A 19631-nucleotide genomic window follows, 5' to 3' on the forward strand; every position below is an offset into this window, starting at 1 on the left:
TTAATAATTTTTAAGATAATAGGATAAAGCCTCTTTTGCTGACTCAAATGCTATTTTTTTTATATCAATATTTTCTCTTTTAATAAAACTTACACTTTCCGCATCATCATCAGCATGAACCTCAGGAGTATAATCTAATACAGAATAAAAAAATAAATCTGAAGTTATATACATAATTCCGTCATATACATATTCATTTACTCCGCTTATTAGAAAATGCACATTATTAAGCTCTATACCTGTTTCCTCTAATACCTCTCTTACAGCCGTATCTTCCACTTTTTCATAAGGCTCGCAGAATCCGCCCGGCATATCTATATATCCTTTCTTAGGTTCAAATTTCCTTTCAACAAATACTATGCCGCTTGGAGTATCTATTATAACACCAACAGCTGAAGCAGGGTTAAAAAAATAAGTTCTTTTGCATTTTGAACATTCAAAAATTTTTATGCCGTTAAATATTAAAGAATCTTTAGTACCGCAATAAGGACAGTATTTAAATTGGTATTTAATATGCTCTTTTATTTTAAGAGCATTTTCAAAATGACTATTAATATGTTCTTGCATAATTTTTATTTATATAATAGGAAGCTATATTCTTTGCATTGCATATAAAAACATCAGATTCTGCCCAAATACCAAAAGGGGCATTCTCAAATGATATATTATGTAAATCTACAACATTAACACTCTCATAATTATAATTATTAGGATCAACATTATAAAAATCATAAATATAATAGTAATCAACACTCATATCTTTCATTTTTTCATCTATTAAAGTTTCCATTTCTTCTATTGTATTTGCAACTATATAGTATGTAGATATGAAAGTTCTTTTCTGGCATTTACCTAATCCCTTAACTGTAACATTCCACCATTTTGCTGTTTTCACAAATGAGCAGTCATCATTTAAGTTAATAGTTGTAAATCCATATATATGCTTTAAATTATTGATAATATCATAATAATCAAATATATATTCATCCGTTTCCGAACATCCTTCATCAGATACTATTGATGATAAAGAATAATGCCAATGTTCATAATCAGCAATAAAAGATGCCTCATTATTAAATAAATTATATGAATCTAATATGCGGTTGATTCTTTGCATATTTTTATATGTTGTATTTATTTCTATTTCTTTATCCAAATTTATGAATATTTCAAATTCTGTAAGTTCATCTATTACACCAAAACCTACAAATCCGCATTCAATCCATAAATCACTGTACTTTTTAAATATTTTTTTTATTTCATTTAATGAAATATCAGGATCGCTCATTAAAACATCAAAATCCCTATTTACATCCTCACTAATGCGTTCTATAACCATAGTACCATAAGATGGAAACAATTTTAATAATTTTAAATATAAATTAGCAATTTTTTCTGACGATATGGATATTCTATATGAATATATATCTCCATTATCAGTATTCTTTAATTCTATTTTTGCCCCTTCTACGGGATATGCATATCTGCTTGGAATTATACCGAGCGGAATATGAAATTTATTTATTATAATCCTTCTTGATTTTATATTATTTAAGATCCTTCTTCTTCTTTGACTCTTTTCAAAATAACTAAGCACAATATTTCCCCAAAAAAGATGTTCTCATTATAATAATAAAAAAATGAATTTTGTCAAGTAATAAGTTTGTAAATTAAATTGATTTTTTTCATATTTTTTTATATAATTGCTTGACTTTTTTTGAAATATTTTTATATTTATGCATATTTATTCATGGGTGCAGCATAGATTTTTTAATGTCTATATCCGATTAATATATAGATATTATTTATTTGGTTTATTAATTGTGGATAATTTATTTATTGAAAAGTTAAATAATCTGCTTTCTAGGGTATCTCTCATTGATATATTAGGGGATAAATATAAAGTTGTGCCTAGAGGAGGAAATAAATATACCGTACAATGTCCTTTCCATAAAGATGGGCAGGAAACTAATCCTTCTATGTCCGTAGATAATGATAAGGGAATATATAAATGTTTTACATGCGGTGCTAAAGGAAATGTAATTACATATTTAAAAGAGAAAGAAAATAAAACTTTTAAAGAAGCTATACAGTATCTTGGAAGCAGATTCTCTATTGATGTAAGCGATTTCTTTTCATCTAAAACATCACAAAAGGATAAAATATATTTAGAAAGCAGAAGAATAAATAGGATAGCATGTAATTTTTTTGGTAAAACATTGTTTTTTAAAGATAAGGATGGAAGCTATTTTTATAAAGAGGCAGAAAAATACCTAAAAAATAGAAAAATACCATTTAGTATAATAAAAGAGTTTAAAATTGGATATGCTCCGCCTAGTTGGAATGCACTTATGAATGCTTTAACTGAAAATAAAATAACCCTAAATAATATGAATATATTAGGGCTTATAAGTGTAAGTAAAAATAACCCTAATCATTATTATGATACATTTGTTAATAGAATAATGTTTCCTATTATAAATGAAAGAGAAGAGGTTATAGGATTCGGAGGCAGGAGCATAGATGGAAAGGAGCCGAAATATTTAAACTCTAAAGAAAGTTTAATTTTCAAAAAGAAATCAGTTCTATACGGTATAAACATAGCCAAAAGTTATATAATGAAGAAAGATGAAATTATATTAGTTGAAGGTTATATGGATACTATAGCATGCCATAAAATGGGCATAAAAAACACTGTTGGTACATTGGGTACAGCAATAACGGAAGAGCATGCATTGGAAATAAAAAAATATACTAAAAATGTAATTTTGGCTTTAGATAATGATGAAGCAGGGATAAAAGCCGTAAAATCGGCTATTCTAACATTATTGAAATTTGATTTAAAATTAACTATACTTTCCATAAAAGATACAAAAGATTTAGATGAATTTTTTACAGTTTTCGGAAAAGAACGGTTTGATATACTATATAATAATAGGTGTAATTGGTATGATTTTATTATAGATACCAATTTGAAAAAGGATATAAATTCTGCTTCAATAGAAGAGAAATTAGATATTATTAATAGTTTTTATAAGTATTTGGATGCTGTTAATAGTGAGACAGAAAAGCAGATGATTATTTCTCACACGGCTTCTAAACTTTTAGTAGACAGGGAGGCTTTTAACAGGGATTATTTACGTAATTATAAATCAAATCAGCATGTTTCTAACAATAAAAAAAATATAAAGAAAATAGATGATAATAATAATAAGTTTTACTATGAAAATAGTTTAATATATTTGCTTGCTTTGAATCCTTCTTTAATTAAAGAGGCTGAAAGAGAAATTAGTGTTGATCTTATAAAGAAAGATATAACAAGAGAATTTTATATAAGACTCTTAACCCTTAATAAAGAAGCAAGCGTTCAGGATGCTCTTGATATATTAGGAAATGAGCATGTAGCTAATCAGATTCTAAGCAAACAGAAATTATATAGTGAAAATATATATGAGAAATTGGAGGAGCTTATTATTAAAATTAAAAGCGGCGACATAGACTCTAAAAGGCAAGAGGTTTTACACAGCAATGCATTTAATAATACTCTTGAAAGTAATGAGGGATTTGAGGCTATTTGTGCAAAGGCCCGCGAAATACATTTACTTAATAAGCAAAAAGAAAAATTACATCAAGGAAGTGATTTATGATGATAGAAGAAGATTGCGATCTTTTGATTAAAAACGAAAAAATTAGAAAACTTTTAGAAAAAGGAAACGCTAATAAATATCTCACTTATAAAGAGATTAATAGTGCTATAGACAATGTTGATGCTGATGTTATAGATATATTATTCCAGCTGTTAAATGCAAGAAATATTGTAACTGTAGAAGATAAAAGGGAATTTGAAAGTCTTTCTAAAAGCCAAAATAAAATTGACGATGCTGCTAAATTCATACATGTGGAAGATAAAGTTGGAAATAATGATGATCCAATCAGACTTTATCTAAAAGAAATAGGAAAGGTAAGCCTTCTTACACATGATGATGAGGTAGATTATTCTAAAAAAATAGAATCTGGGGAATCTGAAATAGAAAATATTATACTTAATACTCATCTTGTTGTAGGAGAGGTATTAAACACTATTAAAAATGTTCAGATTGGAAAAGTATCAATACATGAAATATTGGAGCCGCCTAGAATATATAATGTTTCCACTCAGGAAAAAAGAAAATTAGAAAGAAAATATAAAAATTTTGAAAAAGAATATACTGCATTAGCTGAAAAATATCTTTCTTTAGATAAAAGAATCAAAAAAATAACAACTCAGAAAACTATAAAAACTTTAACTAAAGAACAGGAAGAAGTTAAAGAGAATATAGTTAAACTTTTAACTAAAGTAAGATTAAATAGAATGGAGATAGACAGAATAGCAGAGAAATTAAAGTTCTATCTTCATAGGATAAATCAAATAGAAGAATATTTTGAGAAACTTAAAAAGAGATACTACAAAGAGATAGAAGATTTTGAAAACTATTACAAAGAAATAGAAGCAGGCAATAAAGATATATTCATAAGATTGGTAGATGAGTTTAATATCACGCCAGAGGCAATAGAAGCTGTTATAATAAGCTTTCATAAGGCACAGATTCGTATGGCTGATATTTATGATGAGGTTCGTATTGATAAAGAAACTTTAGTTGAATGGGTGCGAAAAATAGATTCATCAAGAAGAAAGATTGCTCAGGCTAAGGATCATATTGTTAAAGCTAATTTAAGACTTGTAATAGCTATAGCAAAAAAATATGTAAATAGAGGACTTCATTTCTTTGATTTAGTACAGGAAGGAAATATTGGGCTTATAAAAGCTGTAGATAAATTTGAATACAAAAAAGGATATAAATTTTCTACTTACGCTACTTGGTGGATACGTCAGGCAATAACACGTTCTATAAGCGATCAGGCTAGAACTATAAGAGTACCTGTTCACATGATAGAGCAAATAAACAAAGTTCAAAGAGTTTTAAGACAGTATATGCAGCAGTACGGAAGAGAGCCTTCTATACAGGAGATTGCAAAAGCATTAAGCTGGCCTGAAAGCAGGGTAAAAAGTGTAAGAAATGTAGCTAAAGACCCAGTATCTTTAAATGCCCCTATAGGTGATGAAGAGGATACTATACTTGGAGAGCTTATAGAAGATAAAGAATTTGAAAGCCCTCAGAACATTACAACTTTCAAAATTCTTAGAAAGCAGATTGATTCAATACTTGACAGTTTGCCTGAAAGAGAAAAAAATGTTATAAGGATGCGTTTTGGGCTTGTTGATGGATATTCGCATACTCTTGAAGAGGTTGGATATGTATTTAAGGTTACAAGAGAGCGTATACGTCAGATAGAGGCTAAAGCTATAAGACGCTTAAGGGCTCAGTCAAAGAAAAAAGAGTTAAAAGATTTTCTTGACTCTTAATATTTAAATTAAAAAATTTCAAAGGAGGCATTTTTTATGTCTCCTTTTTTAATATGCAAATTCAAAATTTAATAAACACTTGGGTGGGTGTGCTATTTCTCATCAAGCAAAAAAACAATTAAAAATTATATTTCTAAATAAAATAAAAAACTTTAAAGGGAGGGGATGTAATTTAAGTTAAAAATCTCATTACAAGCCCCACCCTATAGTTTTATTAATTTAATTTCTGATTTTTATGTTTTTTCTTTTTTGTTTATACTGTTATTTTGATGCCCGCCCTAGTTTTATTTAAATTTTTAGCTATATCACCGCACGCAAAATAAAATTACAAATATAATTAAAATTATCAATATAAATTCAATTATATATAAAATTTATTTAACCGTGCGTGAAATAAATCCTCAAATTTAATAAATACTTGGGAGGGTGTGCTAGTTCTTATAAAACAATAAAATAATTAAAAATTATATTTCTAAATAAAATAAAAAACTTTAAAGGGAGGGGATGTAATTTAAGTTAAAAATCTCATTACAAGCCCCACCCTATAGTTTTATTAATTTAATTTCTAATTTTTATGATTTTTTCTTTTTTGTTTATACTCTTATTTTGATGCCCGCCCTAGTTTTATTTAAATTTTTTAACTGAATAACCGCACGCAGAATAAAATTATAAATATAAAGAAAATTATTAATTAAAATTCAATCATATATAACATTCATTTAACCGTGCGTTTAATTGAGTTTAAAATTTAATAAACGCTTGGGAGGGTGTGCTTTTTCTAATTAAACAATAAAATAATTAAAAATTCTATTTCTGAATAAAATAAAAAATTTTAAAGGGCGGGGTATGTAAATAGTTTTTTAATTATTTAGCTATACTTTATATTTTACTAATAATTCAATAGTCATTTGTCTTTTATATAACTCAGCATAATATAAAGCATCATGTCCATCATTATCTTTTATATTAATATCAGCACCATTTTTTATTAAATACTCTGCTAAATTTAAATGCTCATTTAAGCATGCCATAATTAAAGGAGTTTCTCCATAACGGTTCTTTATATTAATATCAATTCCTTTACTCAATATATATTTAGCTAATTCAAAATAATTATTTTCACAGCATATAAATAGTGCTGACTTATAATTTTCTTCATTTGCATAATTTAGTAAATACTCAATTATTTTAATATCTAAATCTAATATTGTACAATAGTCAAAATATTCAAAAATATTATGATTATTAATTTTTACATTTATATTGGCACCATTTCTAACTAAATATTTAACCCACTCTAAGTTATTTTTTCCACAAGCCTCAATTAATAATATTTCTTTTATATGAAATTTTTTTTCCAAATATTCTATCAAATCGGCATCTTGTTTTTTATAAACCTCTTTAAATATTTTTATTATTAAATATGAACGATTTTTTAAACGATCTATAAAATATTTAAAAAGTTCAAATTTGTTATATTCATTATCAGAATGTATTAACTTTCTAATTATCTCTGCACAGTTATCAGAACTTATATAAAATTTTTTACTTATGGCATATTTAAAGAAATCCATATAATTATTGTCTATAAGAATTGAAGATATTTTAAATAAAAAATCATCGCTTATTTTTATAAATTTCTTGTCAGATAAATAATCTATGAAGCATTTAAAAAGCTTAAATTTATTATCTTCATTATCGTAATGTATTAAATTTCTAACTATTTCTACACCATTATCAGAGCAATAATTTTTTATATTATTTTTAAAAAATAATTTAAAATCTTTTAAATTTCCACTTCTGCAAATTTTTTCTAATTTTTTCATATAAAGCTGCTCCTTAAATTAATTATTTAAAATTATAAAATGATTATGCGACAGTTTTTGTCAGTATTTTTGTTATTTTAAAACAAGATTAAATATTATTCTCACTCCCCCACCCTTTATATTTAATGCTTAATTTTGAATTTGAAATTTTATTTATCTTTATTGCTTTAATATGAATGAGAATGCCCACCCTAGAGTTTTTTAACTTTCTACACTAATTAACGCACGATTAATATTTTATTTCAAAATAAGCGTTATGAGTAAAGCAATTTAAATTATCCCAAAAATCAATTTACCGTGCGTATTAAATTTTTTTTATATATGCATTGTGTTATGATAACTATTAATTGAAATTTTATCATTTTGATGTAATATTAAAAAATTCATAGTTTATTTTTTATAAAAGAGGAATATATGCAAAATAATATTGATAAGGTTTTAATACTAGATTTCGGCTCACAATTTACACAGCTTATTACAAGAAGAATAAGAGAATTGAATGTATATTCTGAAATACATCCTTTTCATATTTCAATAGATTTTATAAAAAATTTCAATCCTAAGGCAATAATACTTTCAGGAGGCCCTTCAAGCGTATATGAAGAAGATGCCCTAAAAGTTGATAAAAAATTATTTGAACTTGGTGTGCCTATATTAGGAATATGCTATGGTATGCAGATAATAGTTTATTCTATGGGCGGAAAAGTAGAAGGTGCAGAAAAACGTGAATATGGAAAAGCTGAAATTGAAATAACTAATCATGAAAGCATATTTAAATCATTTAATAAAAAAAATATTGTTTGGATGAGCCATGGAGATAGTATAAAATCTATACCTGAAGGTTTTGAACTTATAGCAAAAACACCTAATACAGAGCTTGCTGCTATAGAAAATAAACAAAAAAATATTTATGCTATACAGTTTCACCCAGAGGTTGTTCATACAGATAACGGCATAAAAATTATAGAAAACTTTTTATTTAATATTTGTAAATGCGAAAAAAATTGGAATATGGGCTCTTTTATAGAGTATGAGATAAAAAGAATAAAAGAGAAAGTAGGCGATAAAAATGTAATACTAGGGCTTTCTGGAGGAGTTGATTCTTCAGTGGCTGCGGTATTAATAGAAAAAGCTATAGGAAAGCAGTTAAAGTGCATATTCGTTAATAACGGACTTTTAAGAAAAGATGAAGACAAAAAAGTTGTTGAAGTGTTCAGAGATAATTTTAATATTGATTTGATTTATGTTGATGCTTCAAAAAGATTTTTGGATAAATTAGCAGGAATTACAGACCCTGAACAGAAAAGAAAAATAATAGGACATGAATTTGTAAATGTATTCAGTGACGAAGCTAAAAAGATTGAAAATGTAGGATTTTTAGCACAAGGCACGCTTTATCCTGATGTTATAGAGAGTGTATCATTAAGAGGAAGTTCTGCAGTCATAAAAAGCCATCATAATGTAGGCGGACTTCCTAAGGACTTAAAATTTGAACTTTTAGAGCCTTTCAGAGAATTATTCAAAGATGAAGTTAGAGAGATAGGATTAGAATTAAAACTTCCTGAAGATATAGTATACAGACAGCCTTTCCCTGGTCCTGGTTTAGCTGTTAGAATATTAGGAGATATCACTGAAGAGAGAGTAAAAATACTTCAGGAAGCTGATGATATAGTTGTAAGCGAGATAAAAAAGGCAGGTCTTTACAGGAAATTATGGCAGTCTTTTGCTGTACTTCTTCCAGTAAAAAGTGTCGGTGTTATGGGAGATGGCAGAACTTATGAACAGGTTTGTGCAGTTAGAGCTGTTGAAAGTGTTGATGCTATGACTGCTGACTGGGCTAAAATAGACTATAATGTTTTAGGTATAATATCAAATAGAATCATAAATGAGGTTAAAGGAATTAATCGTGTCGTATATGATATATCCTCAAAACCTCCTGCAACTATAGAATGGGAATAAATTATGAATGCAAAGGTTAAGTCTAATCGAAATAAAACTATAGACTTTGATATAGAAAGCGATGATGCTAAAGAGTATATAAAAAGATGCATCACAGATAATGACAGCATAAAAGAATACAGTAAAGAATATATAAACAATAAAACTATAAACGGCGACACATTCATTGTTTTAGAAAAAATAGAAAAGAATATTGCTGATTTGATGATAGTTGATCCCCCTTATAATATATCTAAAAATTATCATGGTTTTAAATTTAAAGATATAGATAATTTAAGCTATGAAAAATATACTAATTTATGGGTAGAAAGCATTATTCCTATACTAAAAGAAAATGCCGCTTTATATGTTTGCTGTGATTGGAAGTCCAGTCTTATAATAGGAAATGTATTAGATAAATACTTTCATATACAAAACAGAATCACTTGGCAGAGAGAGAAAGGAAGGGGTGCTAAAAATAATTGGAAGAATGGAATGGAAGATATTTGGTTTGCTACCCTATCCAATAAATACACTTTTAATGTAGATAATGTAAAAATAAGAAGAAAAGTAATAGCTCCTTACAGAATAGAGGGAAAGCCAAAAGATTGGATAGAAACAGAAGATGGAAATTTTAGGGATACATGTCCGTCTAATTTTTGGGATGATATATCGATTCCTTATTGGTCTATGGCTGAGAACACTGCACACCCTACTCAAAAGCCAGAAAAGTTAATAGCCAAATTAATATTAGCAAGTTCAAATGAAAACGATTTTATATTCGATCCTTTTTTGGGAAGCGGCACAACTTCAGTAGTAGCCAAAAAATTGGGCAGAAATTATTGCGGCATAGAGCAAAATCCTACATACTGTGCTTGGGCTGAAAAACGAATAGAATTAGCAGAAACCAATAAATATATACAAGGCTATAATGATAATATATTCTGGGAAAGAAACACAATATCCATACAAAACAAAATAAAAAATGGGATTATATCCCACGAATAACCCCATTACTTTAATGAATGAACAAAAAACTACTTTTTTATTAAAGTATTAAAATTAAAGAACCGATAATATAAATGCGACAAGGGGGAAATTATCCTTGCACATTTAAAGCACCCCCCGTGATTTTCGGCTCTACTTCAACAGTTGCTGTATTGTCAGAGAAATTACTTCTGACAGTAACATTTACCCCACCTATTGACGTAACATAAGTATTAGTTGTGTCAGTCGTCGTAATAGCTGTAACCATATTTGTAAACTCCTTTTTAAATATAGCTTCGTTCTAACTGTATTATACATTATTATCAAAAATAAACAAATATAAAATTTATTTTTTTGAGTAATTTTAATAGTATAAAAATATTGACTTTAGGCATAAATTATACTATTATAAGTTTATGGCTTATAGTAATAATATCAGAGAAGAAGAATTAAAAAATAAAGTAGCTAGAGATTATTTTAACTCTTTCGATAATACTCAAATCATAGAAGAGATTGATTTCAGTATTGCACCGAAAAAAGAATCGGATAAAAAAGAAACAGAATATTTTTTGTGGGCAGAAGCTAAGAAAGGAAATAAAAATGATATTTACGAATCATTTGTTCAGCTTATACTCACTATAGGAAAGAAAAGAGTTTTTGACAAGCATTTACCGCCGCCTTTTTTGGGAGCTTTTGACGCTGAGAAAATAGCTTTTATTCAGTATTATAAAGTTCTTGATGTATTTAATCAAAATGATTTTAATTGGAATGTAACGCCTTCAGATCATGAAACTAAAGAGTTTAAACAGCTTTATAATCTAGTAGAAAATACTCTCAAAAATGAAAGCTATATTTATAAATTCGGCGATGATGATAAAGAGATTAAAAACTTCATAAGCAGTAATTTTGCAGCTGGTAAAACAAGCATATCAAAAGTGCAGATAGACAAGAATAATTTTGTTAATATATATTCAAAATGGCTTAATGCTGTAAAAGAATCTATATCAGTAGATTGGGATAAGGCAAAAAGCTATGGTATAATAGATGCCGATTTTTATTTAGCGGATTTACTAAGCGAAAATAATTTAACATTGAAAGAAAAGCTTTATGTAATACTTAAAGAAGATCATTATGAGCTTGACAGAAAAATAGACGATATGGGTTTAGCCTCTAGTAAGGAAGCATATTTTTATGATAAGCAGAAGGCACATAATGAGTTTTGGAAGAGGTATCAAAGACCTCCTAAAAGCGAGTATTGGTATTATATAATAGAAAGACGCGATTTACTTGTACCGCAGGATATAAGGGAGAGGAAAGGCTCATTTTTCACACCGCAGATATGGGTTGAAAAGAGTCAGGAATATATCGCAGAGGCATTGGGAGAGAATTGGCAGGACGAATATTATATATGGGACTGTGCGGCAGGTACTGGTAATTTGCTTGCAGGACTTACAAACAAATATAATATATGGGCATCTACTTTGGACAAGGCGGATGTAGAGATAATGAAAGAGCGGGTAAAAAACGGAGCGAACTTGCTTGAGAATCATATATTTCAATTTGACTTTTTGAATGATGAATTTGATAAACTTCCTAAAGACTTGAAGGCTATAATAGATGATGAAGAGAAAAGGAAGAAATTAGTAATCTATATCAACCCTCCTTACGCTGAGGCTGCATCTACAGGTACTATATCTGGTACTAGTAAGAATAAAGCAAAAGTTGCAACAGAAAATAATACAATAAAAAAATATAAAAAAATTATGGGAGCATCTTCAAATGAAATATTTGCACAATTTTTAATAAGAATATATAAAGAAATTCCTAATTGTATTATAGCAGAATTTTCAAAATTAAAAGTTATACAATCTCCAAATTTTAAAGATTTTAGAAATATATTTTTAGCAAAATTAGAAAAAATGTTTGTTGTACCAGCTGATACTTTTGATAATGTTAAAGGAAAGTTTCCAATAGGTTTTTTTATATGGAATACTTTAAAAAAAGAAATAGTAGATAGTTATTTATATGATATATATGATGATAATCAAATTTTTATAGGAAATAAGAAAATATACTCATATTCTAATTGTAAATATATTAATGATTGGTATAAAAATTATTACGATAATAGTTCAGAAGAAATTGGTATAATGAATACTAGAGGAAACGATTTTCAAAATTATAATTATATTCGTATTTCATCTGATAATAATCATAATCACACAAATATAATCACCAAAAATAATTTATTGCAATCATGCATTTATTTATCTGTTCGTCATTGTATTGAGGCTGATTGGCTTAATGACAGGGATCAGTTTCTTTACCCAAAAAATACTTGGGAGGAGGATACTGAGTTTCAAAATGACTGCGTGGCTTTTACTTTATTTCATTCGCAGAACCGTATTTCCTCAGAGCAGGGCGTTAATCACTGGATTCCGTTCACTGAATCCGAAGTTAATGCAAAAGATTCTTTCTCTTCGCATTTCATGACTGATTTTATCGCTGGTAAGATTAAAAAAACTGCTTCCGACAATGACAGTCTTTTCAGCAGCGGTACAAAATCTTCGTCTCCTTTGAAATTTTCTAAAGAAGCTAAGGCGGTTTTTAAATCTGGGCTTGCTTTATGGAAATATTATCATTCTTTTGACCTTATCAATGTTAATGCGTCCTATTATGACATACGGGCATTTTTTCAGAAGTTTAAAGTGGACAACCGAGCATCTGCATTGAAAAATGCAGATACTTATAGCGAGGCTGGGAACTTAGCAATAAAAAGGCGTATGAACCCTACTTCCAAAGACGAAAAATACAACTCTTTACTTGCCGATCTCAAATTCAATCTTGACGTTCTTGCTAAAAAGATTGCTGTTAAGGTGTATGAGCATGGGTTTTTGAAGGAGTGATTTTTATTTTAATAGGCTTGACAAATTATTAAAAAAGTGTAATATAGCAATATGACCAGCCTATATTAATAAAATAGTATAGGTAGATCCTGCGGTGGTTTACCAACGCAGGCTTTTTTATTTTTATGCAAAAAATATATGCTTATATTGATGGATTTAATTTATATCATAACTTAAAATCTTATATTAAGAATAATAATCTTGACAATGAATTAAAATGGCTTGATGTCAGAAAACTTGTAAGCTGTTTCATAGATGAAAAAATTCAAATTTTAGAAAAAGTTAATTTCTTTTCGGCAGTACCTACTCACTGCAGTATATCTAAGCAGGAAAAACATAGAAATTATTATGAAGCATTAAAAAGTGCAAATGTACATATAATAGACGGCAGATTTTCACAGAAGAAAAATACACATTTTAGATGTTTAAAATGTAATGAAACTAATTTTAATAAAGAATGTCAATATTGTTATAATACAGATACAAATTATTTTGTAACACATGAAGAAAAAGAAACGGATGTTTCACTTGCCATAAATATAATTAGTGATGTTTTAACTATTACAGACTTGAAAAAAATAATTTTAGTAAGTGCTGACACTGATTTTATTCCTGTTGTAAGATATATACTTGAAAATACCGACAAAAAAATTACTGTTCTTCTTCCTTTAGGACATCATTATTCTAATGGTTTTAATAACATTAGAAATGAGTATAAAAATAATCATAAAAGATTTGATATAAAGATTATAAAACTTAATAATATATTAAATTCATTGCTTCCAGATGAAATTGAATATAATAATAAAATATATAAAAATCCTTATAAAGCTAATTAACAATTTTATATGAATTCTTTATTAAATTTTTTCTCTTTACCAAAAGTGAATTTATTGTACCTTTTTGAATAGCCAAAAAAGCTGCTTCTTTTGTTGGCACAGGCACCGCCCCCTCGCGAAGCGTGCCTTCGGCAGGCGAGAAGCAAAAATACTGCAATTATTAATATCATCTTATATATTGTTGATGATTTAATTATTTGGTTTATAATTGAAGTATAAATTTTTTAAGAGTTTTTTATGACTATTTTAAATGTTGATGAAATAGAACAATATGGAATAACAGAACAGCCTAAAGAATATAATTCAGAAGAAGAGCTTATCAAATGGCTAAAGTATGATTTATTAAAACAGGCACTTGGAAAAGGTAAAAACCCAGATGAAAATAATACTATAACTATTACAGATAATGAAGAATATGATTATACATTGAATATTGGTGAAATAAATGGTGAAAAAATAATATTTAATTTTGATATCAATATAAATTATAATTTATTTTTTATGAATAATAATGAAACTAACTATAAAATTAATTTTAATTCTATAGTATTTAATAATTTTGTATCTTTAAAAAAGATTAAATTTAATAATGATATAAATATACAAAATTCTTACTTTAATAATAAATTTGATTTATTTGAAATAACATTTGATAAAAATGTTGATTTTTCAAATTCAGTTTTTAATAAAGATAATATAGAATATTATTTTTATAAAGTAACTTTTAATCGAAATGCATTTTTTAGATCGGTTTCAATAAAACATAAAATAATATTTAATAATATGTATTTAGAAAATAAATTTAATTTATCTATTATAGAAAGCTACAATACTCATATAGAATTTGATAATATTTATTTTCAAAATTCAAATTCTTATTTAAACATATTCTATGTAGATAAAAATATTCATAAAATTATTTTAAAAAATACTATTATAGATGGAAAAATAGAGTTGAGAAATATTGAAGTAGAAGAAGCAGATTTTAAAGGCTCTGTTATTAATGGAGGTTTAATCAATCCTGTTAATTTCAAAGTGCATAAATTTGCTAATCATGAAAGTGCTTTATTTCTTAAACAGCAGGCTTATACTGCAAATAATGCTATTGATGCATTACAGTATAAAGCTCAGGAAGTGGAACTGCATAAAGAAGAATTAAAAGAGCAATTTAAAAAAGATAAAAATCTAAAAACTTTAGGAGATATACTTTCAATTGAATTAAGTTCTTTATACAGCGATAATGGGCAGAACTGGATTAGGGCTTTTATTTGTACTATTCTTTTTCCAAGTGTGTTTTTTACTCTTTCATTTGCTCCGTATACTATAACATTATTTATTTTTATAATTTTATGTTTTGCATATCCAATATTTTATAACAATAATATTACTAAATATATACTTTTTTCTCTTATAACATATTTAATAATTTCGTTTTTATATATGTTTAATGATAATTCTCATTTAAATTTTGTAAAAGAATTATTCTCTTTTTTGACACCTACAAATTTTAATCAAATAATATATAACAATGAAAATTCAAGTTACATATATAGCAATAACTCTAACTATATACAATTGATATTTAAAGGAATTTCATACTTTTTAGGTAAAATTGCTTTTTGGTACGGCTCGGTGCAGACTGTTCAGGCATTTAGGAAATTTGCTAAAGGGGCTTGAGATTATTTATTAATTAAATATTTTGAAAGTATTTGATTAGCTATTTCTGATATTGAGGTTTCTGACTGCTTGGATAAAATTTCTAGCTCAGATAATATTTTTTTATCTAAATAAATGGGAGTTTCTATATCTTCATTATTAATAAAAAATTTACCATTTTCAAAATCTGTAATTCTCTGAGCTTTTGAAAAATTGTATTCTTTTTTTATATTACTCATGATTCCCCCTATTATAATATTGATTAATTTCATTTTTAGTTGCATATCTAGCTGATATGATTCTTATAACTTCTTCATTAGAATTTTTTGTTCTGTCTGTATGAACAACAACAACAATAAACTTTCTTTTAATATTTCCCATTGTAATAAATCTGTCCTCATAATCAGAATGTTCTTCATCTTTCATAATGAGTGCATTTTTATCTGAAAAAACATATATTGCATCTTCAAATGAAATTTTATGTTTTTTTATATTTATAAGATTTTTATTGTTATCCCATTCAAATTTTATCATAATATTATTTTATATTATTAAACTATAATATCAATAGTGATGAATAATATTCTACTTCTTCTTAGGCAAATGCTTTATTACCTGACCCTCAAGCTGAATGGATTTCTGTTTAGCATCGTATCCTAAAATTTTGCCGTACACTTCTATATAATTTTTAGTTTCTAATTTGACAGTAAGATTAACTATCAAATCAGCAACACCCGCAATGTTTTTATCTTCATTATCATAGACTAATATCCTAGCTTTCTTTTTAGGAACTCCGTCTATATTAGTTTGAGATACTGTATTTACATCGGCTTTCCATTTTATATATCCGCCATTGTATAAGTCGTAATTTTCAACTACTGTAAGATAGTCTGGACTTTCTCTAAATATATTATAATCGGGTGCTATTACAAAGTTTTTAAGTACTCTGAATCTCTCTTTTAAGTATTCGTTAATGTCGCTTTTTAATGCACCGTTTATTATCATAACAGCTTCATTGACAGATGCACTTCTCATATTCTTTTTTGCCTTATCAAACATCTCAGCTACTTCACGAGGCGAATATGTGGGACTTTTAGCACTCTCTGGTATCTTTCCATCTTCAAGCCCTTCAAATAAATATACATTCTCAAGTTTTTCTCTTAACTCTTTTTGATCCTTATCAAGAAGAACATATCTTATCTTAGGATAAACTCTGTCTATAACTAAATATGAACCAAGCGTTAGTATAAACGCTATAGGTATAAGAAGCAAAAATTTTGATACAGATATTTTTTTCTTGCCTAGTAAATATACTCTTGGATTAATCTCATCTCCTCTGGCATTGTTAGTTAAAAATCTTATTCTTTCTATATTGTCTTTTGCTATTTTATTTTCAGGCTCCAAATCTAATATTCTAAAATATTCCCTTAAAGCATTTTCTCTATGTCCATTATTAAGACTTATATACGCCTTAGCAAGCATAGCATTAATACAGAAACTATCTTCTCTAAGTGCCTTTCTTGAAACTTCTTCAGCACCATAAAAATCTTTCAAAAAAATATCAGCAAATGCAAGCATAGCATAGGCATCAGCATCATGAGTGATTTTAGATTTGTTGTTTAGAATAAAGTCTTTTGCTTTTTTATACTTTTTCTTTTTTATTAAAATATAAGCATTATAAGCTATTTTGCTTCTCATATATAAGTGATAATCCTGTATTTAAAATGTTAACATAATTATCGGTATTATGATAACTTGCATTAATACTTTTTTGACTTATTAGACTTCCCCCAAAAGTACTTGAGAATATTAACTACAAAAATTATTTAATAAAAAAACCATAAGCATAATGTTTTATATGTTGCATAACATATTATTTTAGTATATAAATATGCATTCTTTTTGTCTTTCTCATGCACAGAGTTCCCAACTATAATAGAAAAATATTAAATCAAAAACTATAAGCATTAACAATTGAGTTTTGAAACAGCTATAAAAAAAGGACAGCAAACAAGCTGCCCTTATATATAAATAATATTTCTATTTCTCTTTTTTGGCATCTTTTTTCTTACTCATACCTAATGCATCAGCTAATTCCTCATCAATAACAACAACAACATCATTGTGTAATTTTAAAAAAGTAACAGGACATTTAGTTGTAACTTTATCATGGCTCAATAATTCTTTCATAGCAGCAGCTTTACCCTTTCCTATTGCAGCAATGACTATCTTTTTTGCCTTTAATATTCCTCCCATCCCCATACTGAATGCTTCTCTAGGAACATCTTTTTCTGAAGCAAAAAATCTTGAATTAGCTTTAATTGTTTTTTCATTTAGTTTAATACATAAAGCATTAGCATGCAAAGCCTCATCATTAGGTTCATTAAATGCAATATGCCCATTAGGACCTACACCTAAAAGCTGTAAATCTCTAGGAAGCTTTTCTATTTTATCATTGAACTCTTTTAATATTTTATCTTTATCCCCTATACCCTTAGGAACAAAAGTATTTTTTTTATCAATATTTACATGATCAAATAAATTTTTATTCATAAAGTATCTGTAGCTTTGTTCATTTTTAGAATCCAATCCCTTATATTCATCTAAATTTACAGATTTTACATTTTTAAAATCTATCTCTTTTTTTTGATAAGCCTTTATTAAATGAGGATACACCGCCTCAGCAGTACCTCCTGTAGCCAGTCCTAAAACAGCATCTTTTTTTACTTTTAACAGATTAATAATTTCAGAGGCAACTTTTTTACCAACAGCATTGGCATCTTTAGCAATGATTAATTTTAAACCCATAATAATACTCCTTTTATTAATTTTGGATTATCATATTTTTCATAAATTTACATACCAATCATATCTGACAAAATTATAACACATATATATTTTATTATCAAATACGTTATTTTTTATTAAATACTTTGCATAATTCATTATATATTTCATCAAATAATGATTTCTCATTTTTCAATCCTGTTACTTTGATAATCACATCTGATAATTTTTCATTATCAAGCATTTTTTTTAATTCTTTACTTTCATTATCATCTTCGCTGTAGAATTGAAAAGCTGCAACAACACCCTTAACCAAATTATCATGTTTTAAATTGTATTCTAAAGTTCCTAATATAGGTTTTATTAATCTGTCATTATATGATAATTTCCTCATAGGCTCTCTTCCTACTCTCAAAACAGAATCTTCTAAATAAGGATTAAAAAATCTGCTTAATATTTTTTGTATATAAGCTTCATGTTGATCTTCTTTGAATCCATGTCTTTTTATCAAAACAGCTCCGCTTTCTCTCATAGCACCTAATACTATATTTTTAATACCTTCATCATTTACAGCATCATATATAGTTTTTTTGCCGTTTATAAATCCCAAGTATGCTGTTATAGCATGCCCTGTATTTAAAGTAAATAATTTTCTTTCAACATAAGCATCTAAATTTTCTTTTAATGATAATCCTTCAACTTGAGGCAAATCACCTATAAAAACAGACCTGTCAATTATAAGATCAGCAAAATTTTCACAAGTAACAGTAAGAGGATCCGAATTTTTCATAGTAGGAACTATGCAGTCAACTGCCACATTAGGAAAAACTATCTTATTTTCCATCCATTTTTTTATATCATCATCTAAAAGTTCATATACACTCTCTTTTAGCTTAGAAGAAGCACCTGTAGTATTTTCACATGCAACTACATTTAATGCTTTTTCATTTTTTGTATCATGCCTTCTTTTTACAGCTTTAACAACAAAAGGTGCAATTTTAGGAAGTATATTAACTCCTACAGCAGTTGTTATAATTTCTATATCATCAAACAATTTTAATAAACTCTCTTCATCATCAGGCACCTTATCAACTTTATCAATTTTTATAGTATTATCAACATCCTTTCCAACAATTCTCACATTATAAGATTTTTTATCTGATATCATAGACAAAAGTTCCATATTTACATCAGAAAAATATACTTCATATCCAGCCTCATGAAATAATCTTCCAACGCATGCTCTTCCTATATTTCCTGCTCCAATTTGTATCATTTTTTTCATTAT

16 protein-coding genes are annotated in these 19631 nt (G+C 27.2%); 7 read left to right on the top strand and 9 right to left on the bottom strand.

The features are described from left to right. Together Q0J69_RS01535 and Q0J69_RS01540 are read right to left on the bottom strand one after the other, a co-directional pair. Positions 1–567, bottom strand: coding sequence for an NUDIX domain-containing protein (locus Q0J69_RS01535; protein WP_297203669.1), 567 nt, complete (start codon positions 565–567; stop codon positions 1–3). Further along, positions 551–1597 carry a hypothetical protein gene (locus Q0J69_RS01540; RefSeq protein ID WP_297203671.1) on the bottom strand — a complete coding sequence of 349 codons (1047 nt, stop codon included), beginning with the start codon at positions 1595–1597 and terminating at the stop codon, positions 551–553. Before Q0J69_RS01540 ends, Q0J69_RS01535 begins: the two co-directional genes overlap by 17 nt. A gap of 226 nt (positions 1598–1823) precedes the next feature. Here Q0J69_RS01540 and dnaG point away from each other — a divergent pair, with 226 nt between their 5' ends. Both dnaG and rpoD read left to right on the top strand, forming a co-directional pair. Beyond that, positions 1824–3647, top strand: a complete 1824-nt coding sequence (dnaG, locus tag Q0J69_RS01545; protein ID WP_297203673.1) for a DNA primase — start codon at positions 1824–1826, stop codon at positions 3645–3647. Next, on the top strand, positions 3644–5404 hold the full coding sequence (gene rpoD, locus Q0J69_RS01550; protein WP_297203675.1) for an RNA polymerase sigma factor RpoD: 1761 nt from the start codon (positions 3644–3646) through the stop codon (positions 5402–5404). The genes dnaG and rpoD overlap by 4 nt, the downstream gene beginning before the upstream one ends. Positions 5405–6276: 872 nt before the next feature. On the opposite strand, the gene Q0J69_RS01555 is transcribed toward rpoD, so the two are convergent. Beyond that, entirely contained in the window at positions 6277–7230 is a 954-nt protein-coding gene (locus tag Q0J69_RS01555) for an ankyrin repeat domain-containing protein (RefSeq protein ID WP_297203677.1), read from the bottom strand. Between the two features lie 414 nt (positions 7231–7644). Here Q0J69_RS01555 and guaA point away from each other — a divergent pair, with 414 nt between their 5' ends. Together guaA and Q0J69_RS01565 are read left to right on the top strand one after the other, a co-directional pair. Further along, positions 7645–9189, top strand: a complete 1545-nt coding sequence (gene guaA, locus Q0J69_RS01560; protein ID WP_297203680.1) for a glutamine-hydrolyzing GMP synthase — start codon at positions 7645–7647, stop codon at positions 9187–9189. A 3-nt stretch (positions 9190–9192) separates the two neighbouring features. Next, positions 9193–10176: a DNA methyltransferase gene (locus Q0J69_RS01565; RefSeq protein ID WP_297203682.1), complete on the top strand. Its 984-nt coding sequence runs from the start codon at positions 9193–9195 to the stop codon at positions 10174–10176. 91 nt (positions 10177–10267) lie between these two features. Here the strand turns inward: Q0J69_RS01565 and Q0J69_RS01570 are convergent, their stop codons facing one another. After that, positions 10268–10423: a hypothetical protein gene (locus tag Q0J69_RS01570; protein ID WP_297203684.1), complete on the bottom strand. Its 156-nt coding sequence runs from the start codon at positions 10421–10423 to the stop codon at positions 10268–10270. Positions 10424–10571: 148 nt separating this feature from the next. On the opposite strand from Q0J69_RS01570, the gene Q0J69_RS01575 reads away from it, so the two are divergent. The 3 genes from Q0J69_RS01575 to Q0J69_RS01585 all read left to right on the top strand — a co-directional run bounded on the left by Q0J69_RS01575 (position 10572) and on the right by Q0J69_RS01585 (position 15577). After that, positions 10572–13061: a hypothetical protein gene (locus Q0J69_RS01575; RefSeq protein WP_297203686.1), complete on the top strand. Its 2490-nt coding sequence runs from the start codon at positions 10572–10574 to the stop codon at positions 13059–13061. A 125-nt stretch (positions 13062–13186) separates the two neighbouring features. Beyond that, positions 13187–13900, top strand: coding sequence for an NYN domain-containing protein (locus Q0J69_RS01580; RefSeq protein WP_297203688.1), 714 nt, complete (start codon positions 13187–13189; stop codon positions 13898–13900). Positions 13901–14137: 237 nt separating this feature from the next. Continuing rightward, a complete protein-coding gene (locus Q0J69_RS01585) occupies positions 14138–15577 on the top strand; it encodes a hypothetical protein (RefSeq protein WP_297203690.1) in 1440 nt (479 codons plus the stop codon). Between the two features lie 2 nt (positions 15578–15579). Here Q0J69_RS01585 and Q0J69_RS01590 read toward each other — a convergent pair whose 3' ends face one another. The 5 genes from Q0J69_RS01590 to Q0J69_RS01610 form a co-directional block, all read right to left on the bottom strand. Beyond that, the gene (locus Q0J69_RS01590) at positions 15580–15795 is read right to left on the bottom strand and encodes a hypothetical protein (RefSeq protein WP_297203692.1); all 216 of its coding nucleotides are present in this window, start codon (positions 15793–15795) and stop codon (positions 15580–15582) included. Continuing rightward, complete coding sequence (locus Q0J69_RS01595; protein ID WP_297203694.1) at positions 15788–16090, bottom strand: BrnT family toxin; 303 nt, start codon at positions 16088–16090, stop codon at positions 15788–15790. Before Q0J69_RS01595 ends, Q0J69_RS01590 begins: the two co-directional genes overlap by 8 nt. A 51-nt stretch (positions 16091–16141) precedes the next feature. Then, a complete protein-coding gene (locus Q0J69_RS01600) occupies positions 16142–17254 on the bottom strand; it encodes a hypothetical protein (RefSeq protein WP_297203697.1) in 1113 nt (370 codons plus the stop codon). Between the two features lie 342 nt (positions 17255–17596). Then, complete coding sequence (locus Q0J69_RS01605) at positions 17597–18364, bottom strand: glucosamine-6-phosphate deaminase (protein WP_297203698.1); 768 nt, start codon at positions 18362–18364, stop codon at positions 17597–17599. A gap of 106 nt (positions 18365–18470) precedes the next feature. Then, positions 18471–19628: a mannitol-1-phosphate 5-dehydrogenase gene (locus tag Q0J69_RS01610; protein WP_297203699.1), complete on the bottom strand. Its 1158-nt coding sequence runs from the start codon at positions 19626–19628 to the stop codon at positions 18471–18473. Positions 19629–19631: the final 3 nt, after the last annotated feature.

The sequence above is a fragment of the uncultured Brachyspira sp. genome, from assembly GCF_944388875.1.
Lineage (GTDB): Bacteria > Spirochaetota > Brachyspiria > Brachyspirales > Brachyspiraceae > Brachyspira.

Bases quoted from the DNA above. Each gene is read 5' to 3' on its own strand.
- Q0J69_RS01605 (WP_297203698.1), bottom strand. From the start codon at position 18,364: ATGGGTTTAAAATTAATCATTGCTAAAGATGCCAATGCTGTTGGTAAA.
- Q0J69_RS01590 (WP_297203692.1), bottom strand. From the start codon at position 15,795: ATGAGTAATATAAAAAAAGAATACAATTTTTCAAAAGCTCAGAGAATT.
- Q0J69_RS01565 (WP_297203682.1), top strand. From the start codon at position 9,193: ATGAATGCAAAGGTTAAGTCTAATCGAAATAAAACTATAGACTTTGAT.
- Q0J69_RS01535 (WP_297203669.1), bottom strand. From the start codon at position 567: ATGCAAGAACATATTAATAGTCATTTTGAAAATGCTCTTAAAATAAAA.
- Q0J69_RS01555 (WP_297203677.1), bottom strand. From the start codon at position 7,230: ATGAAAAAATTAGAAAAAATTTGCAGAAGTGGAAATTTAAAAGATTTT.
- Q0J69_RS01610 (WP_297203699.1), bottom strand. From the start codon at position 19,628: ATGAAAAAAATGATACAAATTGGAGCAGGAAATATAGGAAGAGCATGC.
- Q0J69_RS01600 (WP_297203697.1), bottom strand. From the start codon at position 17,254: ATGAGAAGCAAAATAGCTTATAATGCTTATATTTTAATAAAAAAGAAA.
- guaA (WP_297203680.1), top strand. From the start codon at position 7,645: ATGCAAAATAATATTGATAAGGTTTTAATACTAGATTTCGGCTCACAA.
- rpoD (WP_297203675.1), top strand. From the start codon at position 3,644: ATGATGATAGAAGAAGATTGCGATCTTTTGATTAAAAACGAAAAAATT.
- Q0J69_RS01585 (WP_297203690.1), top strand. From the start codon at position 14,138: ATGACTATTTTAAATGTTGATGAAATAGAACAATATGGAATAACAGAA.
- Q0J69_RS01595 (WP_297203694.1), bottom strand. From the start codon at position 16,090: ATGATAAAATTTGAATGGGATAACAATAAAAATCTTATAAATATAAAA.
- Q0J69_RS01575 (WP_297203686.1), top strand. From the start codon at position 10,572: ATGGCTTATAGTAATAATATCAGAGAAGAAGAATTAAAAAATAAAGTA.
- Q0J69_RS01580 (WP_297203688.1), top strand. From the start codon at position 13,187: ATGCAAAAAATATATGCTTATATTGATGGATTTAATTTATATCATAAC.
- Q0J69_RS01570 (WP_297203684.1), bottom strand. From the start codon at position 10,423: ATGGTTACAGCTATTACGACGACTGACACAACTAATACTTATGTTACG.